Here is a 21,102-nt window from a genome sequence, read left to right as displayed (position 1 = left end):
GGTCGTCCGCGGAATTGTGAGGAGATTCGGCGCGGAAGCCGTGCGAGGCGGCGGGACATGGTCGGCAGGCGGTGGATCTCCTCGAAATTCGCGTTGCGCTGACTGCGTGCGCTGACTGGTGGGCTGCGGGTGGCCGCGCTGCCACGAGCAGCCGGAATTCATTCCCCGCGCGTAGCGTTTCCCTCACGGGCCCGACGCGTGGCCCGGGATTCCGCAGGAGGAAACATGAAGGCACAACTGGCCGACGGCACCGTCATCGCCGAAGCTCCCGAGAGCGAGCTCATCAAGATCGAGGGCAACTGGTACTTCCCGCCGGCGAGCGTCAAGGAGGGGCACCTCGAGAAGACGCCCACTCCGTACACCTGCCCCTGGAAGGGCGAGTGCCAGTACTTCAGCGTCGACGGCCTCCAGGACCGCGCGTGGAGCTACCCCACCCCCTACCCGACCGCGTTCGACCGCGTGGGCAAGGACTTCTCGAACTACGTCGCCTTCTGGAAAGAGGTCAGCGTCGTCGAGTAGGGCTCGAACCGCCTCCGTCCGACGCTGCCGGGTGCGGCTCGCTAGGCACTCGCTGACGCAGCCGCGGCCGCGCGTGCCCGATGCGCCCGCACCTTCGCCCGGTTGCCGCACTTCTGCATCGAGCACCACCGCCGCGTGCCGGCCCTCGACTCGTCGACGAAGACGAGACGGCAGTCGTCGGCGGCGCAGCGGCGCAGGCGCGAATCGGCGGCTCCCGCGAATCCCGTCTCGGCGAACAGCGCCACGGCGTCGCGGGCGATCGAGGAGAGGGCCTGCGTAATGCGCAGCCGCCCGGCTCCGGCCTGGCGGCGTCCGCCGGCGAGACTCGGCGGGACGTCCGGGAGCGCCGCGAACAGGTTGAGCGTGTCGATGTCGTCGGCCCCCACGCCCTCGGTCGCGGGGACGTGGCCGTCGGCGGCGGCCAGAGCGAGGCGGGCGATCGCATCGCGGAGGGACCGCGCATCCACCAGCTCTCGCTCGCTCGTCTCGGCGGCGAGTCCGTCGAAGCGCTCGCGAAGCCAGCCGTCGAGGTCGGCCGGGAGCAGCAGGCCGTCCCAGCCGGAGCCGGGGAGCCCGGAGGCGGGGAGCCCGGAGGCGGGGCCGAACGGTGCGGCGGTCGATGCCGGGCCGGGCCCGGGCCCGGGCACGTCGGTCGAAGGCGTACTGGTAGGCGCTGCCGTGAAGCCGCCGAGGTAGGCGAAGTCGAGGCCCACGGATCCGGCGTCGAAGAACCAGCGGACCCCCGCGTCGGAGGTGAACCACTGGCCGGTCTTCGTCTCTGCGGGCATGTAACCACCCTAGCCGGGCTGCTTCTTGGCTCGTGGGGAGTCTTTGCTCGTGGGGCGCCTTCGCTCGTGGGGCGTCTGTGCGGGCCGTCGTGGTGGCGTCGACTCCAGGACACGCCGCTCAGTTCTTCGGCTGACCGCAGCTTCTGGAGTCGCCTGCTCCGCCAATTCGTGCGGACTCCAGAACACGCCGCTCACCTTCGAAAGTGAGCAGCGTGTTCTGGAGTCGTAGCGAGTGGCGTGTAGCCGCACCCCAATCCCGCGGGGCCGCACCCCAATCCCGCGGGGTCGCACCCCAATCCCGAGGGGCCGCACCCTGCTCCCGCGGGGCCGCACCCGGCCGGCACGCGCTGCACCCTGGTCGACGTGGGTTCGGTGCGGTTTCGGGGGTGCGGGTCGGTTCCTGCGGGCAGCGGCACCGCGGATCCGCCTCCCTGTTCCCTGCTCCCGTGCTGCTGCACCCCAATCCCGCGGGGCCGCACCCCGCTCCCGCGCAGTCGCACCTTGCTCCCGCGGGGCCGCACCCCGCCGGCACGCGCTGCACCCTGGTCGACCTGGGTTCGGTGCGGTTTCGGGGGTGCGGGTCGGTTCCTGCGAGAGCGAGAGCGAGAGCAAGAGCAAGAGCAAGAGCAAGAGCGCGGGATGCACGGGGTCAGACGGCGCGCTTGGTCCAGGTGATCAGGTGGGCCGGGTCGTACCGCCTGGCGCACTTGCCGCAGGCGAGCGGCTTGGCCGGCTTCCGGTAGCGGTAGTGCGTGTGTCCGGCGGGGCAGACGCCGACCCAGGGAGCCAGCTCGGACGCGATCGCCCCGTCGTGCAGCCGATCGCCGACGTAGCCGAGGTCGCGGGCCGTCGACTTCCAGGTCGGGCCGTGGCCGGCCCTCGAGCCGGCGATGGCGTGCGCCACCTCGTGGAGCAGCACCTGGTGGATCTCGTCGTCGTCGTAGCGGCCGGCCAGGTACTTCGACACGGTGATGCGGTGCTTCGTGTAGTTGCAGAGGCCGGCGCGGGTCTTGGCGTTGTCGAAGCCGAACGTCCAGGCGCTGTCGGGCAGGTGCAGCGCGATCAGGGCATCGGCCCAGTGCCGCACTCGGGCGAGATCGGCCACCGCTTACGAGCGGGAGGGCGGCGTCTTCGCGTTGGACGCGTCGAACGCACCCCAGATGCCTCGGGCGGCCTTGCGGGCCCGGGCCACCTCGGCGTCGAAACCGGTCGCGCCGGGCTCGTCGTCTTCGTTGCGGTCTTCGTCGTCGATGATGCGCCGAGCGGTACCGGGAGCGGTGGCGTGCGGGACCGCGATCGCCTGCGTCTCGACGCCGATCGACGCGGCGTCGGGCACGGCGCCGTCGGTGACCGAGTCGGGGTCGAGGCGGGCGGCGGCGTCGGGGGAGAGTCGGGCGGGGGCCTCGGTCTGATCGGGCGAACCGAGGAAGGCGACGGGGCCGGCGGTACGGAACTGCGGAGCGGCCTGGTCGTCGGAGTCGTCGGTCGACGAGTCATCGGACGACGCGGCGCCATCGGAGGAGAGCACCCCGCGCGGCACGTCGGCCAGCGTGATCGGCGCGTCGACGACGACCGGCGAGACCATCGGCTCGGAGACAGGTTCGGGCGGCAGCGGCGAGGTCTCGACGGCGGCGGTCCCGGTACCCGACGCGGAGACGCCCGACGCGGAGACGCCCGACGCGGAGACGCCCGAATCGGAGGCGGCCGAAGCGGCCGCAGCCGGGTTGTGGCCGACGAGGACCGCCCGGGCGACGCCCTCGATCGCGACGCGCAGGCCATTGGTCCGCTCGGCGGGTGCGCCGGCCTTCTCGTACGCGTTCAGTGCGACGGTGAGGGCCGCCTGCGCCTCTTCGTAGCGGTGCAGGTCGAACAGCGTGTAGCCCTCGAGCTCGGCGGCTGCCGCCTCGAGCTCGTGCCACTCTTCGGTGGCGGCGCTGATGCGGCTGGTGTGCAGGTCGTTGAGCGCCCGCTCGAGGCGGCCCTGCTCCTTGAAGACATAGGCCCGGCGGATGCGCGCGGCCGTGGAGTCGGCCCGGTCGCCCGTGAAGTGGGCGAGTCGGAACGCCTCTTCGGAGATCGCGAGAGCCTCGTCGAGGCGCCCCAGCATTCGGAGGAGATCGGCGCGCTCGCCCAGGGCCGAGGTGCTGCGGCTGGCACCCAGTTCGGCGAGGCGGGCCTCGATCGCGTCGGCGTCGACGGCGGGTCGGAGGCTCACGGGGTCGAAGTGGGCCGGGGCTTGGGCGCCGGTGGGCACGACGGGCGCGCCCAGGCTCGCGGGAACGCGGTGTTCCGTCGCCCCTGCGTCGGTATCGGTACGGTCGTGCTCGGTCATCGTGTCTCAGGCTAGTCGCGCCCGGCGGAAAAGACCCGTCCGGCGCGCATTAGGCGCTAGACCGCTACGGCTTCGCGGGTCCTGACGGAGGCGGAAGCGGAGACGGCGGCGGCGGCGGACGCGCCCGAGGCGACGGCTCCGCCCGGCACCAGCGCGGCCCGGAGCGGCCACTCCTGGTCCTCGAGGATCAGCTGCGCGCTGATTCCCGTGGCGAGGTTCACGACGATGGGGGCCATCAGGTTCACCGTCGTGCCGGTCTCGGCAGGGTTCGCGATGACGAGCAGGAGGGCCTGTTCGGCGGACGTGAGCCCGAGCATCCCCGCTTGCTCATCGGTCACGAAGGGGGAGTAGTGGGGGAGGTGCACGGCGGCGTCGACCACGAACAGGCGCGTGGTCGGGGCCTCGGACGCGTGCAGCGAGTAGAGGCCGGGCGCGCCGTCGATCGCGTCGAGGGTGAAGTCGACGACCGGGTCGAGGCCGGGAGGAGGGGTGACGAACGAGAGCTGAGCAGTCATTTGAGGAAGTCCATCAGGGTCGGCTGGATCACCTTGGCGGTCACAGCGAGGGCGGCTTGGTAGGAGACGTTCTGGGTCTGCAGCTTGAGGATGACCTGGCCGAGGTCGATGTCCTCGACGCTGGAGCGCTGGTTCTCGAGAGAGGTCGAGGCGGAGGCGAGTGTGTCTTGAGTGCGCTCGACCTGCGCCTGGCGGGTTCCGACGCCGGCCCAGGCGCCGCGGACGGTGTCGAGACGGCTGTCGATCTTCGCGATCTGCGGGTTGACGTTGACGCCGGAGCGCAGATCCGAAACGATGCCGTCGATCATCGAGAACACCGAGTCGCTGCCCGTGCCGAAGACCTTCGAGCCGTCGGTGTCGACGGCGACGGTGGTGCTGTCGCCGACCCGGCGCTGGACGGTCGAGCCGGTCGTGCCGGTGAAGGCCGGCGGCACCGTGGTGACGACGCCGGTCGACGGGTCGGTCGTGGTCGTCTCGGGGCTGAACGCGACCCCGGCGTCCGAGGTGCCGGCGAAGATCGAGCGGCCCTGGAACTGCGTGTTGGCCGCGGCCAAGAGATCGCTCTTCAAGCCGGTGAGCTCGGTGGCGATCGCCTCGCGGGAGGTCGCCGACATCGTGCCGTCGTTCGCCCCCTGGACGGTGAGGTCGCGGATCCGGTTGAGGATGTTGGTCGTGTTCGACAGGGCGGAGTCGGTCGTCGAGAGCCAGCCCTCGGCGTCGGTCGCGTTGCGCGTGTACTGCGCGTTCTGCGTCTGCTCGGCGCGGACCTGGAGGGACTGGCCGGTCGCCGTCGGGTCGTCCGACGGCACGGTGATCGCCTTCTGCGACGACGCCTGGGACTGGAGCTGGGCGAGGCGCGCGGCATTGGCCTGCAGGCCGCGCGAGGCGGCCATGGCGGCGGTCTGGTTCGTGACACGTCCGAGCATCAGCTCATCCCCACGAGACCCATGTGGTTGATCAGCGTGTCGAGCATGGAGTCGACGGCCGTCATCATGCGGGCTGCGCCCTGGTAGGCGTGCTGGAACGTGAGGAGGTTGACGTTCTCCTCGTCGAGGTCGACGCTGGCGCCCGACGCCTGCTGCGTCTTGGCGTTGGTGGCGGCCGTGGTGGCGCGGTCGGACCCGGTGATAGCGGCCTTGGCCAGCGAGCCCGTCGAGGTGACGAACGACGCCCAGGTCTTGTCCGGCGCCGTGGCCGAGATGCCGATCTGGTGGATCTTGTCGGCCACGCTCCCGTCGAGCGCGCCGCTGCCAGGCGCCGCGGAGGCGATCTGCGACGCGTCCGTCGGCAGGACGGAGAGGCCGAGGGCGGCCGGAGCGGAGGTCGAGAGGGTGAAGAAGTCGGTGCCGGTCGCGCCCGAGGCGGTGGCGCCGGTCTCGTGGACCGCGTTGACGGTCGTCGCGAGCTGAGTGGCGAGGGCGTTGTAGCTCGACGCGGCCTCGGCGAGGACCCCTCCGGTGCCCGAGCCGTCGGTGCTGGCCGGTGCGAGCACGGAGAGAGTCCCGGCAATGGAGCCGCCGTCGAGGCCGACGGAGGCGCCGGGGCGGTGGGTCCACTCGAGCTGCACGGGGGAGGCGGCGGAGCCGTCCAGGGTCTTCGCTCCGGTGACCTGCACGGTGCGGGCGGTGTCGCCGCTCACCAGCGCGTTACCGCCGACGAGCACGTCGACGGTGCCGTCCGTGTTCTGGTGCACCGTGCCTCCCGCGAGCTTGGCGACGTCCTCGGTGAGCAGGGAGCGCTTGTCGAGCAGCTCGTTGACGTTGCTGCCGGTCTGGAGGCCGGTGCGGATCTGCGTGTTGAGGTCGGCGATCTGGGCGCCGTCCTGGTTGAGCTGCGTGGCGAGGGTGTCCACCGACGAGCGGGCGCTCGACCACTGGTCGCTCACCGACTGGTAGCCGGCGGCGATGGTCTGCACGATCGAGTTCGCCTGGCCGAGGAGCGCCGTCGCCGGGGCCGTCTTGCCGGGGGCGTTCGAGACGTCGCTCCAGGCCGACCAGAAGTTCGACAGCTGGGTGGAGAGGCCGCTGGTGCCGGGCTCGTTCAGTCCGGTCTCGAGAGTGGACAGGGCGTCGGAACGGACGGACGAGTAGCCGGCGGCGGACGCGGTGCTGCGCACCTGGGCGTCGGCGGTCGCGTCGGCGAGGCGGGCGACGCCGTCGACCGAGACGCCCTGGCCGATCGTGGTGCCCTTCGTGAAGAGGCCGTTCTGCACGGCCTCGATGGACGAGGTGGTGACGCGCTGGCGGGTGTAGCCGTCGACCGAGGCGTTGCTGATGTTCTCGCCGACGACGCCGAGCCCGGTGCTCGCGGCGGAGAGTCCGCGGTAGGCGGTGTTGAGAGTGCCGAAAGTGCTCGTCATGTCTAGAGGCGCCCGTCGAAGAAGTGGCTGTCGCCGCCGAACGAGGAGCGACCCGAGCCGGTGGAGTCGTAGGTCGCGGCGTCGTTGTGGACGCTGGCGAGCGTCTCCTGCGTCGAGCGGGCGGCGGCGCGGAGGAACTGCTCGTTCTCGTCGCGGAGCTGCTTGATCTGGCTGGTGAGCTCGGTCATGGCGCGCAGGTGCGACGTGAAGATGTCGGCCCAGGGGCCGTCGGGAGCGTGCGTGACGAGTTCGCGAAGAGGGGTCTCGGAGTCGGTGCCCCACTCTTCGGCGACGACGGCCACCTCGACGGTGCGCTCGAGGCCCGCCGAGCGGAGCCGGTCGAGAACCTGCTCGACCTCTCGGGTCGCGTGTTCGATCCAGCGTGACTTGCCGGCGGTCAGGAGCAACTGCTCCTCCTCGAGCTTGAACGTGAGGAGCTCCAGGAGCTCCCTTTCACGCCAGAGCACGGCGGACAATTCGTTCACGCCCACGATCCCTCCAAGGTTCGGCTGCGGTCGGTCGCTTTCCCAGCTTCGCTCCCGCAGAGAGCAGTACCGCTCTCAGGGGGAACTATCGGCCGGGGCCCGCACACCGTAAGGCGGTCGCCACAAGTCCTCCTGAGAAGGGGAGGCGGCATCCCCCGGAGCGGTCCTCGGAACGGATTGGTGCGACTTCGGGAAAGTTCGGATCCGTGTACCCCGAAACAACACCCCTTCCGGGGGTGATTAAGCCTGATTTCCGGCCCGTGTCCTCCAAAATGACGACACCCCGAACCCCCGGAGTGGGGCCATTTCTCCCTAGTTTTCGTCCCCCTCCGTCTCCTAGCGTTGAGGTACCGGGAGATCACCCCGGCAGCGACGCGGACCACCATCTGGCGGGCCATCGCTCGGAACACACCACTTCCCGAATCTCTTCGGCGCGCCTTGACGCCGAGTCGATTCGTCCTGCCCACTCACGCCCTTGGGGGAACGATGAACCGCACCGAACGCAACGAGCTCGTGGTCACCCACCTGCCCCTGGTCGGCTACCTCGTCTCCGAGCTGTGCGCCCGGGCCACTCACCTCAGCCGCGACGACCTCTCCAGTGTCGGCGCGCTCGCCCTCGTCCAGGCGGCCGACGCATTCGACCCCACGCAGGGCGTCCCCTTCGGCGCCTACGCCCGCACCCGCATCCAGGGTTCGTTCGCGGACGACATGCGTTCGAGCGACTGGGCCAGCCGCGGCACCCGCAAGCGCATCAAGGAGACCCTCGCCACGCAGGAGACGCTCACCGCGGCCCTGGGTCGCACGCCTTCGGTCGACGAGATCGCCTCCTCCCTCGGTGTCGACCGGCAGACGGCCACGGATGCCCTGACCGACGCCGCACGGACCGTGACCACCATCGACGAGACCGTCGCCGACCAGCTCTCCGCCGACATCATCCTTCCCGAGGAGACCCTCCTCGAGCAGGAGCGCACCCGCTTCCTCCGCGCCGCCGTCGAGGCCCTGCCGGAGAAGATGCGCTTCATCGTCGAGAACGTCTACTTCGGCGACCGCACCGTCACCGAGATCGCCGACGAGCTCGGCATCACGCACTCGGCCGTCTCGCAGCAGCGCACCGAGGCCGTCCGCCTCCTCCGCGACGCGATGAACACGCACTACGCCGAGAACCCCGAGGCGCCCGTCGTCCTCGAGGCGAAGACGGCCCCCGCCCGTCGCGCCGCCTACCTGGCCCGTGTCGCCAGCAATGCGGTCGTCGGGATCGGGATGGCCCTCCACGACGAGGCCGGCGTGCAGCGCCAGGCCGTCGCGTCGTAGCCCGGGCATCCCCCGGAAAAGTTTTTCGAAGATCCACTAACGCCGGCAGAGCAGCCGCCGATAGTCACAAGTGTCAGCCCACGGATGGGCGGCAGAACACCCCACACCATTCACGGAAGAGAGCATCACCATGGGTTTCCAGATCAACACCAACCTCGCGGCGAACAACACCTACCGCAACCTCAACAGCACGCAGAACGCCCTCGGCTCCTCGCTCGAGAAGCTGTCCTCGGGTCTCCGCATCAACCGCGCTGCTGACGACGCTGCAGGCCTCGCCATCTCCGAGGGACTCAAGTCGCAGGTCGGTGGCCTCACGGTCGCCGCTCGCAACGCCCAGGACGGCGTCTCCGTCGTCCAGACCGCGGAAGGTGGCCTGACCGAAACGCAGTCCATCCTCCAGCGCATGCGTGACCTCGCCGTTCAGGCCGGTAACGACTCGAACAACGACGCCTCGCGCGCAGCGATCACCACCGAGGTCTCGTCCCTCTCGGACGAACTCACCCGCATCTCCAGCTCCACCAACTTCAACGGCATCAACCTGCTCGACGGCTCCGCCGGCGGCGGCTCCGGCAAGCTCAACTTCCAGGTCGGTGCGAACGGCGACGCCGCGAGCCAGATCACGGTCGACCTCTCCGGCGCCAACGTCAAGAACATCGCGAACACCCTGGCCTCCGGCACCACGGCCACCGGTGGAACCACCTTCACCGTCGACACCGCCACGCTCGCCGCCGGCAAGTCGACCTTCTCGTCGGTCTCCGGCGGCGTCACCACCAGCGTCACCACCGGCACCCTCACGGGTTCGGCGGCCGGCGGCAAGTTCGCCAGCGTCGACGAGTACGCCGCCAAGCTGACGAGCGACTCGTCGTTCAACTCGAAGTACACCGTGAGCGTCGACAAGGACGCCAACGGCGCTTCGACCGGCATCACGGTCACGGCGAAGGACGGCGGCGTGGTCGACACGACGGCGCCTGCGGCCGCCGGCCTCGGCACCGGCTCGACGGCTGCGGCCACCACGGGCATCAAGTTCGACACGGCTGCTCACGCGCAGGCCGCCATCACGGCCATCGACCTGCAGATCACCGCAGTCTCGACCGCTCGTGCCGGCATCGGTGCGGTCCAGAACCGTTTCGACCACGCCATCAACGTGACCAACGTCGCTTCGGAGAACCTGACCGCCGCCGAGTCGCGCATCACCGACACCGACATGGCGTCGGAAATGGTCAAGTACACCCGTGCGAACATCCTGTCGCAGGCCGGTACCGCCATGCTCGCGCAGGCGAACCAGTCCACCTCGGGCGTTCTCTCGCTGCTCCGCGGCTAGTCGTCCGGGTAGACGACAGGGCATCACCGCAGTAACTCGGTAACACCAGCACCACCAGCGTCACCCTTCCGTGGATGCGGGACGAAAGAGGAAGTTCGGGTCCCCTTTCGTCCCCTCCACGGACCAACCCCCGCCGTGCATCCCACGGCCCCGCCTCTCCCGACGCTCTTCTCGAAGGGAGCAGCGCATGTCCTCCGTCTCCGGCCTCGGCATCGACGGCCTCGTCTCCGGCCTCGACACGACCTCGCTGATCAACTCCCTGATGACTGCGGAGTCGCAGCCCCAGACCGACCTGAAGGCCAAGGTCACCTCGACGCAGACGACCATCACGGCTCTGCAGACCTTGAACACCCAGATCGCCTCGCTCGCGACCCTGGCCACCACGACCAAGGCCCCGACGTCGTTGGCGGCCTTCACCGCGAGCAGCTCGTCGACCAACGTCACGGCCACTACCGGCACCTCGGCGTCGGCCGGTTCGTTCGACCTCGTCGTGGGCGCCGTCGCCCAGGCCAAGGTCGGCGTCAGCGCCGCCATGACCTCCTGGCCCGCCGGCGGATCGGGCTCCACCCCGGCGCTCACCCTCGTCGACTCGACGGGCAAGGCGACCGACATCACCCCGGCCTCGTCGTCCATCGACGACATCGTGTCGGCGGTCAACTCGTCGACGGCCGGCGTCAAGGCCCTCAAGGTCGCGTCCGGAACCGACGCGAACGGCGTCGCTCAGTACCGCATCCAGTTCTCGGCCTCGGCCACCGGCGCGGCGAGCGACTTCCAGGTCTATTCCGGGACCTCGAGCGACGTCACCGCGGGAACCGCCACGAACATCCTCGCCCAGAGCGGCTCCGCCGTGATCAAGACGGCGCAGGATGCGCAGGTCACCCTGTTCGCCGGAACCGCGGCCGAGCAGACGATCACCTCGGCGACCAACACGTTCTCCGACCTGCTGCCGGGCGTCAGCGTCACCGTCAGCAAGGCCTCGTCGGACCCCGTGACCGTCACCGTCGCGCAGGACACCACGACCGCCGGCGCCACGGCATCGGCGCTCGTGACCGGGATCAACGGCGTCCTCGCGTCCATCGCCACGAAGAGCGCCGTAGTCAACAGCACCGACTCCGCCGGCAACAAGGTCGTCTCGGGCGGCCCGTTCACCGGCGACAGCACCGTGCGCGACGCCAACGACGCCATCGTCTCGGCGGCGTCGATGCCCGTCGACGGCCACTCGCCGTCCGAGTACGGCATCAGCATCAACAAGGACGGTTCGTTCGACTTCGACCAGACGAAGTTCGCCACCGCCCTCGCCAACGACCCGGCCGGCACCCAGAAGATGCTCTCGACGATCGCCTCGCGCGTCGCCGACGCCGCCAACAGCTCCTCGGACAAGTACCAGGGCACGCTCACGGGCGAGATCACCGGCCAGCAGTCGATCGTCACCGACCTCAACAGCCAAGTCAGCCAGTGGGACCTCCGTCTCACCGCCCGCCGGGCCGCCCTCGAGAGCCAGTACTCCACGCTCGAGACGCAGCTCGCCTCGTTGCAGTCGCAGTCCTCCTCGCTCACCAGCTCGCTCGCGGGCCTGCCCACCACCTACACCGGTTAGGAGCCGTCATGACCCTCACCTACGGCGGCACCACCGCCCAGCGCGACGCCTACGGACGCGAAGCAGTCCTCTCGGCCACGCCCGTCCGCCTCCTCACGATGCTGTACGACCGCCTCCTCCTCGACCTGGGCCGCGCCGAAGCCGCCCAGCTCGGCTCGAGCTGGCAGATCGCCTCCGACAACCTCCTGCACGCGCAGGCGATCGTCGCCGAGCTCACCTCCTCGCTCCGCGTCGACCTCTGGGACGGTGCCGAAGGCCTCCAGGCGCTCTACTCCTACGTGCGCACGGCGCTGATCAACGCGAACATCCACCGCGACTCGAGCCTCACGCGCGAGTGCATCACCCTGCTCGAGCCGCTCCGCGAGGCCTGGCACGAAGCGGCGAACCTCACGCCGGCCTCGGGCGCCGCGACGATGGACAGCCCGACCTTCCTGGGCAGCGGTTCACTCGGCGGGAGCCTCGGAATTGGCTAGGTCGGACGAGACGCGAGCCGCCTGGCTCGACGCGCTCGCCGAGATGGAGGCCCTGGTCGACGGAGCCGGCGACGCGTCGTTCGTCCCCACCGCGTCGACCCCCCGCGATCTCGGCCCGCTGCCGGACGATCTGGTGCCGCGGGCCCGCGCCGTCGAGGCCGCCCAGAAGGGCGCCTTCCAGCGGATCAAGGATGCGCAGCGCGGCGTCCTCGCGCACCTCGCCGCCCTGAAGACGGTCCCGTCGCCCCGTGCCGCGGAGCGCTCGGTGTACCTCGACGTCACCGGCTGAACGCCAGCCCCGAACATCCCCCGCACTTTCTCTCAGCTCTTCTCTAACGTCGAAGCCTCACCGGCCGATAGAGGGTTGTGAGCACGGATCGCTCACTCCTCAGGCCACGGATCGGCCGCCCCTCCGCAGTGAACGCGAAGCGAGCAATCGTGCTGGAATCCGTGACCTCCAAAGCCCTGGAGAGCGCCCTCGACGGGCTGTCGATGCGCCAGAAGGCCATCGCCAACAACATCGCGAACATCAACACCCCCGGCTACACGGCCGAGCGGGTGTCGTTCGAAGACGCCCTGGCCGCCTCGGTCAAGAACGGCAACGGCTCCGTCGAGGCCACCATCTCGCGCTCGCTCGAGCCGACGAACACCAACGGCAACAACGTCAATCTCGACACCGAGACGCTGTCGAACACGACCACCGTGCTGCAGTACCAGTTCGCCACGCAGGCCGAGAGCCAGCAGCTCACGGCCGTCCGCGCTGTCCTGAAGGACGGCTAGTCATGGGGATGTTCGACGCGATCGGGATCGCGAGCACCGGTCTCACGGTCCACCGCCACTGGCTCGACGCCATCTCCGACAACATCGCCAACGTCAACACCGCCAAGCCCACCTCCGGCGCCGCCTTCCAGGCGCGCTACGTCGAGGTGCAGGAGGGTGCGGGCGTCTCCGGCGCCTACGTCAAGAGCACGACCCTCGGCTCGGCCGCCGGCCGTCTGACTTACGACCCCAGCAACCCCATCGCGGACAAGGACGGCTACGTCCGTCTCCCCGACATCGACCTCGGCACGCAGATGTCGGACCTGATCATGGCCCAGCGCGGCTACCAGGCCAACGCCGCCGTCGTCGACCGCGCCAAGACCGCCTACGAGGCCGCCCTCGAGATCGGACGCAACTGATGCCTCTTTCGCCCATCAACGGAGCCTTCCCGGTCTCCTCGACCGTCGCTCCCTCGAGCACGACGACGACGGTCGGCGAGGTCCAGGACGCGTCCTCCGTCAACGGTCTCGACGCCACCCCCACCGCCGGCGCCTCGGGCTTCGGCAGCGTCATCGACGGCCTGCAGTCGCTGCAGGGCCAGTCGGCCGACCTCGCGGTCAAGGCCGTCACCGGCACGGCCGACGACATCCACACCGCCACGATCGCCGCGACCCGCGCGCAGGTCACCCTCGAGCTCGTCTCCGCCGTCCGTAACAAGGGCGTCGACGCGTTCAACTCGATCATGAACATGCAGGCCTGATGCCCCCCGCACTCCGCCAGATGCTCCAAGGGCTCGGCGCCCGCATCCAGGCCTTCACCATCGCCCAGCGCACGCTCGCCGTCATCGGCATCGCCGTGCTCATCCTCGGCTCCGTCGCCCTCTCGTCGTTCCTGTCGAAGCCGTCGTACACGCCGCTGTTCACGGGCCTCGCCGCCGCCGACGCGTCGAGCGTCGTCACGCAGCTGCAGACCGACAACGTGCCGTACCAGCTCACCGACGGCGGCAACACGATCCTCGTGCCGCAGTCCGACGTCTACGCCGAGCGCCTCAAGGCCGCCTCGGCCGGGCTCCCCGCCGACAACACCGGCGGCTACTCGCTCCTCGACAAGATGGGCGTGACGGCCTCCGAGTTCACGCAGAACACGACCTACAAGCGCGCGATCGAGGGCGAGCTCGCCAAGACGATCGAGTCGCTCGACGGCGTCAAGGCCGCCAGCGTCCAGCTCGCGATCCCGCAGCAGACCGTCTTCGCCGACAAGACCACCGACCCCACGGCCTCCGTGTTCGTCGAGACCATGCCGGGCGTCACCCTCACCGACACCCAGGTCCAGGCGATCGTGCACCTCACCTCGGCCTCCGTCGAGGGCATGAAGGCCACCGACGTCAACGTCGTCGACTCGAAGGGCGACGTGCTGTCGACCGTCGGCGGCGGCACCACCGGGTCGTCGTCGCAGCAGGCGGGCGACTACGACACGCAGGTGCAGACCAGCATCCAGGCGATGCTCGACAAGGTCGTGGGCGCCGGCAACTCCACCGTCGTCGTCGCGGCCGACATGGACCAGTCCTCGGGCACCAAGGTCTCCGAGTCCTACTCGACGCCGACCGGCACGCCGGCCCCGCTGAGCGAGTCCAGCACCAAGGAGTCCTACGCCGGCTCCGGCGGCTCGAGCGGCACGGGCGCCACCGGCGTGCTCGGCCCCGACAACATCGCGGTCCCGTCCGACTCCTCCACCTCGGCGGCGGGCGGCACCGGCAACGGCTACGTCAACGAGTCCTCGACGGTCAACAACTCCATCGACAAGACCACCGAGACCACCACGATCCCCTCCGGCGTACTGAAGAAGCAGACCGTCTCGGTCGCGATCAACAAGTCGGTCGCGGGCAACCTGAGCATGTCGAACATCAACGACCTCGTGTCGAAGGCCGCCGGCATCGACCTCAGCCGCGGCGACTCGCTCACCGTGCAGGCCGTCGACTTCAACAACGCCGGAGCCAAGCAGGCCGCCGCCGCCCTCAAGTCGGCCGACGCCGCAGCCGCCAGCGCCGCCACCGCGTCGATGATCCACACCGGCCTCGTCGTCGGCGGCATCGCACTGCCGATCATCGTCGCGATGGTCCTGCTGGCCCGCCGCGGTCGCAAGCAGAGCCGCGAGGACATCGACCTCGGCGAGATCTCGTCGGTCGCGACGACCTGGCCGGGGGATGCCCCCACCCAGCCCCTGGCCCTCGACGACCAGGCGGCCCGCCGACTCCTCGAGTCCTCCGCCGCCGCCTCGGCCGCGCCGGCAGCCCTGCCTCCCGTCGCCCCCGAGAACGCTTCCGCCGAGCGCCAGCGCGCCGAGATCGACGCGCTCGCCGCCGCCGACCCCGACAAGACGGCCGAGCTCCTCCGCGGTCTCCTCGACGACCGGCAGAGCGTATGAGCCCCGTCGCCGCCCAGGCCCAGCTGACCGGTGTCCAGAAGGTCGCCGTCATCCTGATGCAGATGGATCAGACGCAGGCCGCCACGGTCATGCAGAAGTTCAGCGAGGCCGAGGCCGAGGAGATCACCGCCGAGCTGGTGCGCATGCGCCGGGTCGACGGCGCGGTCGCCGACGACACCGTGGCCGAGTTCCACACCCTCACCACCCGCGGCCGGGTCTCGGCCCGCGGCGGTCGCGACTTCGCGGTCGGACTCCTCGAGGCCTCGTTCGGCACCGAGAAGGCCGCCGGCGTCATGGAGCGCCTCGCCTCGTCGATGGCGGGGAAGTCGTTCGAGTTCCTCGACGGCGCCGACTCCGGCCAGCTGCTCACCCTCCTCGACGGCGAACTGCCGCAGACGATCGCGCTCGTCCTCGCCCACCTCAAGGCCGACCAGGCCTCCGCCGTGCTCACCGGGCTCGACTCCTCGGTCCGCACCGACGTCGCGCAGGCCATCGCCACGATGGGCTCCGCCACGCCCGAGGCCGTCGGCATCGTCGCGCAGACCCTCAAGGTCCGCGCCGGCGCCGTCGTGGCCCCGCGCGAGCAGACCACGGTCGTCGGCGGGATCCAGCCGCTGGTCGACATCATCAACCGGTCCGACGCCGCTACCGAGAAGCTGCTGCTCGAGGCCCTCCAGGAGCGCGACCCCGCGCTCGCCGACGAGGTCCGCTCGCGCATGCTCACCTTCGACGACATCGTCAAGCTCGAGGCCCGCGACATCCAGCAGGTGCTGCGCGGCATCGACGCGGCCGTGCTCGCGCTCGCCATGAAGGGCGCCGCCGAGGCGATCACCGAGATCATCCGGACCAACGTCTCCGAGCGGAACCGCGAGCTCCTGGACGACGAGATCCGCGCCGCCGGCGCCGTGCGCCTGTCGCAGGTCGAAGAGGCCCGCGCCTCGGTCGTCCGCGCCATCCGCGAGCTCGAGGCCGACGGCGTCATCACGCTGCAGCGCGGCGACGAGGAGGCCCTCGTTGAGTGACCTCGCCTTCTCGCCGGTCGCCTACCCGGTCTTCCGCGATCCCGGCACCGTGCAGCTCGAGTCCGACGCGAACGCCCGCGGCTATGCCGCCGGATACGCTGCGGGCCTCCGTGCCGCCGCCGCCGAGACCGCCGCCCTGCGCGCCTCCCTGCAGGCGGAACGCGACGCCGCCGTCTCGCACGCCGCCGCCCGGACCCAGCTCGCGGTCTCCGTGCTCAGTGCGGCAGCCGCATCCCTCGACGCCCGTCAGATCGCCCTGCGGACCGAGACCCAGGAGACCCTCGTCGCCACCGCCCTGACCCTGGCCGAGGCGATCCTCGGCTACGAGGTGCGGGAGAACCCCGGCTCGTCCGTGGTCGCGGCGCTCACTCGCGCCCTGACCGTGGTCGACCCGGCCGACGTCGTCGCCGTGCGCCTCAACCCCACCGACCTCTCGGTGCTCGACGCCGACACGTCCGACCAGCTCGGCGTGACCCTCGTCGCCGACGCCTCCCTGCAGCGCGGCGACGCCGTGGCCGACCTCCGCGACGGGTTCATCGACGCCGCCCTCGGCACGGCCCTCGACCGCGCCCGCACGGCACTGCTCGGCGCCGGCGCCCCGGCTTCCGCCCCGGGCGGTGTCGCATGAGCCTCCTCCTCGAAGACCGCATCGCGGACGCCGCGCACGCCGCCCGCCCCCAGCGCGTCGGCATCGTGTCGAGCGTCGTCGGCCTCGGCCTGACCGTCTCCGGCCTCGACTCGGCGATCGGCGAGATCGTCTCGATCGGCGGCCCCCACGACGAGCCGCGCCTCGCCGAGGTCGTCGCCGCCACGACCGAGGGAATCCGCTGCATGCCCCTCGCGCCGATGACTGGCATCCACGCCGGCATGCCCGTGCGTCCCACCGGTCGCCCGCTCCTCGTCCCCACCGGTCGCGGTCTCTTCGGCCGCGTGCTCGACGGCCTCGGCCGTCCGATCGACGGCAAAGGGCCGCTGCGCTTCGACGCGATGGTGCCTCTCGACCACGCCGCCCCCAACTCGATGCAGCGCGCCCGCATCGCGTCCCCGCTGCAGCTCGGCGTCCGCGCCCTCGACACGATGACCGCCGTCGGTCGCGGCCAGCGACTCGGCCTCTTCGCCGGTTCCGGCGTCGGCAAGTCGTCGCTCCTGTCGATGATCGCCCGCGGCACCGACGCGCAGGTCTCCGTCGTCGCGCTGGTCGGCGAGCGCGGCCGCGAGGTGCGCGAGTTCCTCGAGGACGACTTGGGCCCCGAGGGTCTCGCCCGCTCGATCGTCGTGGTCTCCACGTCGGACGAGCCCGCGCTCATGCGCCTCCGCGCCGCCTTCGTCGCCACCCGCATCGCCGAGTCGTTCCGCGACCAGGGCGCCGACGTCGTGCTGATGATGGACTCGCTCACCCGCGTCGCAATGGCCCAGCGCGAGATCGGCCTCTCGGTCGGCGAGCCCCCGGCGACCCGCGGCTACCCGCCGTCGACGTTCTCCACCCTCGCGACGCTGCTCGAGCGCGCCGGCACCGACACGGTCGGCTCCGTCACCGGTCTCTACACGGTCCTCGTCGACGGCGACGACCACAACGAGCCCATCGCCGACGCCGCCCGCAGCATCCTCGACGGCCACATCGTGCTCGACCGCAAGCTGGCCGTCACGGGCCACTTCCCGTCGATCGACGTGCTCGGCTCGATCTCGCGCGTCGCCTCCAAGGTCATCACCCCGGGCCAGTCGGGGGATGCACGGATGCTGCGGACCGTCATGGCCGCCCGCAAGCAGGCCCAGGACCTGATCGACGTCGGCGCGTACGTGCGCGGCACCAACCCGCTCGTGGACGCTGCCGTCGACCACCAGCGCGACATCGACGCCTTCCTGCAGCAGCGGATGGACGACCAGACCCCGACCGATGCGGCCTGGGCCCAGCTCGCCGCCCTGGTGCGCATGCTCGGAGGGACCCACTGATGGCCTCCCCGTTCTCGCTCTCCGGACTCCTTCGTGTCCGCCACGCCCAGCAGAAGCAGGCCATGGCCGAGCTCGCCGCCGCGAACAACCGCGTCGGCGAGATCGCCGAGCGCCGCGCCTCGGTCGAGCACACGCTCGAAGGGGCGGTCGGCAACAAGTCGGTCGTCACCGACGCCGCGACTCTGAACGCGATCGCCGCCGCCCGGGCCTCGACGCGGGGGATGCTCACCGAACTGGACGCCATCGCGGCCCAGCACCGTGCATCCGCCGATCTCGCCCAGGCCGAGTTCAACGCGGCCCGCGCCCGGTCGATCGCCCTCGAGAAGCTCGAGACCCGGCACGCCGAGGCCGCCGCCGCCGAAGACCTCCGGGTCGAGCAGATCGCCCTCGACGAGATCGCCTCGATTGCGCACACGCGGGGTTCCGCCTCCCCGCCCGCGGTCGCGCCCGCTGCGTCGTCTTCGGGTTCGCCCGCCGTCCCGCCCTCCGGCTCGCCCGCCGTCTCGCCCTCAGGGAGCCCCGCATGAGCGTCACCGACGCCCTCTCGCGCATCAGCGAGATCCAGTCCCACATCCAGCAGATCCAGACCGGCTCGCTGTCGACCTCGTCGACCGACTCGACGGACTCCGCCGACTCGTCCACGTCGTTCGCCGCCGCGCTCGCCGCGGCGGGAACCTCCACGGATGCGACGTCCGCCGCCTCGACCGCCACGCCGATCACCTCGACCTCCGCCGGCCTCGTGCAGAACGGCACCACCGGCGACGACATCGTGGCCGATGCCCGCAAGTACCTCGGCGTCCCGTACGTCTTCGGCGGCACGACCACCTCGGGCATGGACTGCTCGGGCCTCGTGCAGACCGTCTTCAAGGACAAGGGCGTCACGATGCCCCGCGTCGTCCCCGACCAGGCCAAGGTCGGCGTCGCCGTGCCGTCGCTCGCTCAGGCGAAGCCCGGCGACCTGATCGTCGAGAAGGGCAGCGGCCACATCCAGATCTACGCCGGCAACGGCATGATCATCGAGGCTCCGAAGCCCGGCGAGAACGTCGTCGAGCGGAAGGAGTGGCTGACCTCCGACCAGATCGGCAGCATCCGCCGCATCGTGCCGGCGACCTCGGACGTGCAGGCCGCCGCGGCCGCCTCTGCGTCGGCGTCGCTCTCCTCCCTTTCTTCCTCCTCGTCGCTGTCGTCCCTCTCGTCGCTGTCGTCCCTCTCGTCCTCTTCCTCCACCCAGACCGACATGCTGACGGCCATGATGCAGCAGCTGCTGAACTCGGGAGCCTCCGCATGAGCGCCTTGAACCTCGTCCCCTCGGCCGCGCCGGCCCGCTCCTCGTCCGTCTCGTCGCGGTCCGCTTCCGGCTCGTCGTCCGCCTCCGCCTCTGCGGACGGTGCCGACGCCTTCGCCGACACCCTCGCGGCCGTGCGCTCCGACACTCGGGGAACCACGCCTCGGGATGCCGACGACCGTTCCCGTGCGGCTTCGTCGGCCGCCGACCGTTCGACCGAGGTCGGCCCGCGGGATGCCCGTCCCGCCGTCCGCCGCGACGACGACGCCCGAGCCGCTCACCCGGCTTTCCGGCACCGCGCCGCGGTCTCGTCCTCCGCCGACTCTGCCGACTCCGCCGGGAAGAACGACGGCGGTTCCACCCCGGATGCCGCCGTGGCCGCATCCCTCGTGACTGCTGCTGTCCCTGCTGCCGCCGCCCCCGCCCCCGCCACCCCCGCACAATTGCGAGGAGATTCGGCGGACGACGCGGCGACGGCACCGGAAACTCCGGCCTCTTCGCTTGGCGCGGCGCAGATCTCCTCGATCCTCGGTGGCTCGGTGCCGGCTGCCCTTCTTGTCGCACATGTCGAGCAATTCGGAGCGGGGGATGCACAGATTCAGGCCTCGACCGCGCCGGCAGCCGCGAATCGCTCGCCATTTGCGCAGACGGCACTGGCTGCAGCCGCGCAGACCGGCGGCGCGGCAGCTCAGGCGCTGGGCCTGGCGGGCACCGGAGAATCGCCCGCCGAGGGTGCTGCAGCCCAGGCTGCTGCGACGGCCGCTGGGACGTCCCCCCTCGTCGCGAACACCGCTCCGGGTGCCACGGGTGCTGCCGGTGTCACAGCCGGAGCCGCCGCGGTGGCCGCCGCCGCATTCGGGCCCGCCGCAGCCGCCTCCGTCTTCGGAGCTGCACCCGTCGCCCCAGCGTCGCCCGTCGCCGCGACCGCCGACCCGGCCGCTCCTGTCCCGACCTCCACGCACGCGGACTCCTCCCCGATCGTGACGGCGACCGCAGCTCCCTCGGCAGCGCCCGCTGCCGCCCCGGTGGCGACATCCGCACCGGCGGGATCCACCCCGACCACTCCGGTCGTGACCGGAGCAGGCCAGCAGAGCACGGGCCAGACCACCGGCCAGAGCACGGGCCAGACCACCGGCCAGAGCGCCGGCCAGCAGAGCACCGGCCAGAGCGACGGCCGGCAGAGCGCGGGCCGGCAGGGCACCTCCGCGACAAGCGCCGCCGGGCCCACCGCCCGCACCGCGAGCGACGCGACCCGCGGTGCCGACGCGAGCAGTGCATCCCCCGTTTCGTCGTTCTCCTCGGCGCTCGCCGACGCCGCGGGCGTGGCCGGAGCAGCGGCCCCGGTCGCCCTCGCCACCCCGACCACCGCAGCAGCAGCGGCCCAGCCGACCCCCGCCGCGCCGCAGCAGTCCCTCCCGCAGCAGCTCGCCCGCCCGATCTTCACCCTCGCGCACGCCGGCCCCGGCGAGCACGTCGTGACCGTGCAGGTGTCGCCCGACGCCCTCGGGCCCGTCACCGTCCGGGCCCACGTCAGCGCGACGAGCATGCACGTCGAGCTCTTCGCGCAGTCGGACGCCGGCCGCGACGCGGTGCGCGGGATCCTCGGCGACCTCCGCAAGGACCTCGCCCAGCAGGGCGTCACGACCCGCCTCGACCTCTCAAGCCAGAACCAGCCCTCCGGCAACGGAAGCAACGGCGGCAACGGCGGCAGCAACGCCGGCCAGAACGCGCAGGCCCTGATGGACGCGCGAGCGGGCGCAGGGCAGACGGGCCAGCAAGGCCAGCCGGGCCAGAACCCCCAAGCCGGCGGGATGCACGACCCCCGCCTCTCGAGAGGCGACCGAGTCGACGGCACCGACCGCACCGGCCCCGCAGCCACCGACACCGACCTCACCACGGCGAGCAGTGCATCCCGCGCTCTCGGCCTCTCCGCCCCCTCCATCGACGTGATGGCCTGAAAGG

The 21,102-nt window shown here is 71.1% G+C and carries 23 protein-coding genes; 16 read left to right on the top strand and 7 right to left on the bottom strand.

Going from position 1 to position 21,102, the window contains the following annotated elements:
* Positions 1-225: 225 nt before the first annotated feature.
* Positions 226-519, top strand: coding sequence for a DUF427 domain-containing protein (locus ABEA39_RS09395; protein WP_345375587.1), 294 nt, complete (start codon positions 226-228; stop codon positions 517-519).
* A 41-nt stretch (positions 520-560) separates the two neighbouring features.
* On the opposite strand, the gene ABEA39_RS09390 is transcribed toward ABEA39_RS09395, so the two are convergent.
* From ABEA39_RS09390 to ABEA39_RS09360, 7 genes are all read right to left on the bottom strand, one after another.
* The gene (locus tag ABEA39_RS09390; RefSeq protein WP_345375586.1) at positions 561-1,307 is read right to left on the bottom strand and encodes a CGNR zinc finger domain-containing protein; all 747 of its coding nucleotides are present in this window, start codon (positions 1,305-1,307) and stop codon (positions 561-563) included.
* 649 nt (positions 1,308-1,956) lie between these two features.
* Complete coding sequence (locus tag ABEA39_RS09385; RefSeq protein WP_345375585.1) at positions 1,957-2,412, bottom strand: SprT-like domain-containing protein; 456 nt, start codon at positions 2,410-2,412, stop codon at positions 1,957-1,959.
* A gap of 3 nt (positions 2,413-2,415) precedes the next feature.
* Positions 2,416-3,639: a tetratricopeptide repeat protein gene (locus ABEA39_RS09380; protein ID WP_345375584.1), complete on the bottom strand. Its 1,224-nt coding sequence runs from the start codon at positions 3,637-3,639 to the stop codon at positions 2,416-2,418.
* 56 nt (positions 3,640-3,695) lie between these two features.
* Positions 3,696-4,154, bottom strand: a complete 459-nt coding sequence (fliW, locus tag ABEA39_RS09375; RefSeq protein WP_345375582.1) for a flagellar assembly protein FliW — start codon at positions 4,152-4,154, stop codon at positions 3,696-3,698.
* Complete coding sequence (gene flgL / locus ABEA39_RS09370; RefSeq protein WP_345375581.1) at positions 4,151-5,080, bottom strand: flagellar hook-associated protein FlgL; 930 nt, start codon at positions 5,078-5,080, stop codon at positions 4,151-4,153. Before flgL ends, fliW begins: the two co-directional genes overlap by 4 nt.
* Positions 5,080-6,513: a flagellar hook-associated protein FlgK gene (gene flgK, locus ABEA39_RS09365; protein WP_345375580.1), complete on the bottom strand. Its 1,434-nt coding sequence runs from the start codon at positions 6,511-6,513 to the stop codon at positions 5,080-5,082. The genes flgL and flgK overlap by 1 nt, the downstream gene beginning before the upstream one ends.
* A gap of 2 nt (positions 6,514-6,515) precedes the next feature.
* Positions 6,516-7,004 (bottom strand): flagellar protein FlgN, encoded by a 489-nt coding sequence (locus tag ABEA39_RS09360; protein ID WP_345375579.1) that lies wholly within the window; start codon positions 7,002-7,004, stop codon positions 6,516-6,518.
* A gap of 480 nt (positions 7,005-7,484) precedes the next feature.
* Here ABEA39_RS09360 and ABEA39_RS09355 point away from each other — a divergent pair, with 480 nt between their 5' ends.
* The 15 genes from ABEA39_RS09355 (at position 7,485) to ABEA39_RS09285 (ending at position 21,098) form a co-directional block, all read left to right on the top strand.
* Entirely contained in the window at positions 7,485-8,309 is an 825-nt protein-coding gene (locus ABEA39_RS09355) for a sigma-70 family RNA polymerase sigma factor (protein ID WP_345375578.1), read from the top strand.
* 130 nt (positions 8,310-8,439) lie between these two features.
* Positions 8,440-9,630: a flagellin N-terminal helical domain-containing protein gene (locus ABEA39_RS09350; protein WP_345375577.1), complete on the top strand. Its 1,191-nt coding sequence runs from the start codon at positions 8,440-8,442 to the stop codon at positions 9,628-9,630.
* Positions 9,631-9,817: 187 nt separating this feature from the next.
* Positions 9,818-11,227, top strand: coding sequence for a flagellar filament capping protein FliD (gene fliD / locus ABEA39_RS09345; RefSeq protein WP_345375575.1), 1,410 nt, complete (start codon positions 9,818-9,820; stop codon positions 11,225-11,227).
* Between the two features lie 8 nt (positions 11,228-11,235).
* On the top strand, positions 11,236-11,700 hold the full coding sequence (gene fliS, locus ABEA39_RS09340) for a flagellar export chaperone FliS (protein WP_345375573.1): 465 nt from the start codon (positions 11,236-11,238) through the stop codon (positions 11,698-11,700).
* On the top strand, positions 11,693-11,989 hold the full coding sequence (locus tag ABEA39_RS09335) for a hypothetical protein (RefSeq protein ID WP_345375572.1): 297 nt from the start codon (positions 11,693-11,695) through the stop codon (positions 11,987-11,989). The genes fliS and ABEA39_RS09335 overlap by 8 nt, the downstream gene beginning before the upstream one ends.
* 149 nt (positions 11,990-12,138) lie before the next feature.
* Positions 12,139-12,480: a flagellar basal body rod protein FlgB gene (locus ABEA39_RS09330; RefSeq protein WP_345375571.1), complete on the top strand. Its 342-nt coding sequence runs from the start codon at positions 12,139-12,141 to the stop codon at positions 12,478-12,480.
* Between the two features lie 2 nt (positions 12,481-12,482).
* A complete protein-coding gene (locus tag ABEA39_RS09325; protein WP_345375570.1) occupies positions 12,483-12,878 on the top strand; it encodes a flagellar basal body rod protein FlgC in 396 nt (131 codons plus the stop codon).
* A complete protein-coding gene (locus ABEA39_RS09320; protein ID WP_345375569.1) occupies positions 12,878-13,219 on the top strand; it encodes a flagellar hook-basal body complex protein FliE in 342 nt (113 codons plus the stop codon). Before ABEA39_RS09325 ends, ABEA39_RS09320 begins: the two co-directional genes overlap by 1 nt.
* Entirely contained in the window at positions 13,219-14,883 is a 1,665-nt protein-coding gene (gene fliF, locus ABEA39_RS09315; protein ID WP_345375568.1) for a flagellar basal-body MS-ring/collar protein FliF, read from the top strand. Before ABEA39_RS09320 ends, fliF begins: the two co-directional genes overlap by 1 nt.
* A complete protein-coding gene (gene fliG, locus ABEA39_RS09310) occupies positions 14,880-15,905 on the top strand; it encodes a flagellar motor switch protein FliG (protein ID WP_345375567.1) in 1,026 nt (341 codons plus the stop codon). The genes fliF and fliG overlap by 4 nt, the downstream gene beginning before the upstream one ends.
* The gene (locus ABEA39_RS09305) at positions 15,898-16,533 is read left to right on the top strand and encodes a FliH/SctL family protein (RefSeq protein WP_345375566.1); all 636 of its coding nucleotides are present in this window, start codon (positions 15,898-15,900) and stop codon (positions 16,531-16,533) included. The genes fliG and ABEA39_RS09305 overlap by 8 nt, the downstream gene beginning before the upstream one ends.
* Positions 16,530-17,855, top strand: a complete 1,326-nt coding sequence (locus tag ABEA39_RS09300; RefSeq protein ID WP_345375565.1) for a FliI/YscN family ATPase — start codon at positions 16,530-16,532, stop codon at positions 17,853-17,855. The genes ABEA39_RS09305 and ABEA39_RS09300 overlap by 4 nt, the downstream gene beginning before the upstream one ends.
* The gene (locus ABEA39_RS09295) at positions 17,855-18,382 is read left to right on the top strand and encodes a flagellar export protein FliJ (RefSeq protein WP_345375564.1); all 528 of its coding nucleotides are present in this window, start codon (positions 17,855-17,857) and stop codon (positions 18,380-18,382) included. The genes ABEA39_RS09300 and ABEA39_RS09295 overlap by 1 nt, the downstream gene beginning before the upstream one ends.
* Positions 18,379-19,143, top strand: a complete 765-nt coding sequence (locus ABEA39_RS09290; RefSeq protein WP_345375563.1) for a C40 family peptidase — start codon at positions 18,379-18,381, stop codon at positions 19,141-19,143. Before ABEA39_RS09295 ends, ABEA39_RS09290 begins: the two co-directional genes overlap by 4 nt.
* On the top strand, positions 19,140-21,098 hold the full coding sequence (locus tag ABEA39_RS09285; protein ID WP_345375562.1) for a flagellar hook-length control protein FliK: 1,959 nt from the start codon (positions 19,140-19,142) through the stop codon (positions 21,096-21,098). Before ABEA39_RS09290 ends, ABEA39_RS09285 begins: the two co-directional genes overlap by 4 nt.
* Positions 21,099-21,102: the final 4 nt, after the last annotated feature.

Source organism: Frondihabitans cladoniiphilus (assembly GCF_039544345.1).
In the GTDB taxonomy this organism is placed as follows: Bacteria; Actinomycetota; Actinomycetes; order Actinomycetales; family Microbacteriaceae; genus Frondihabitans; species Frondihabitans cladoniiphilus.
This window is presented reverse-complemented; position numbering and strand designations above follow the sequence as displayed.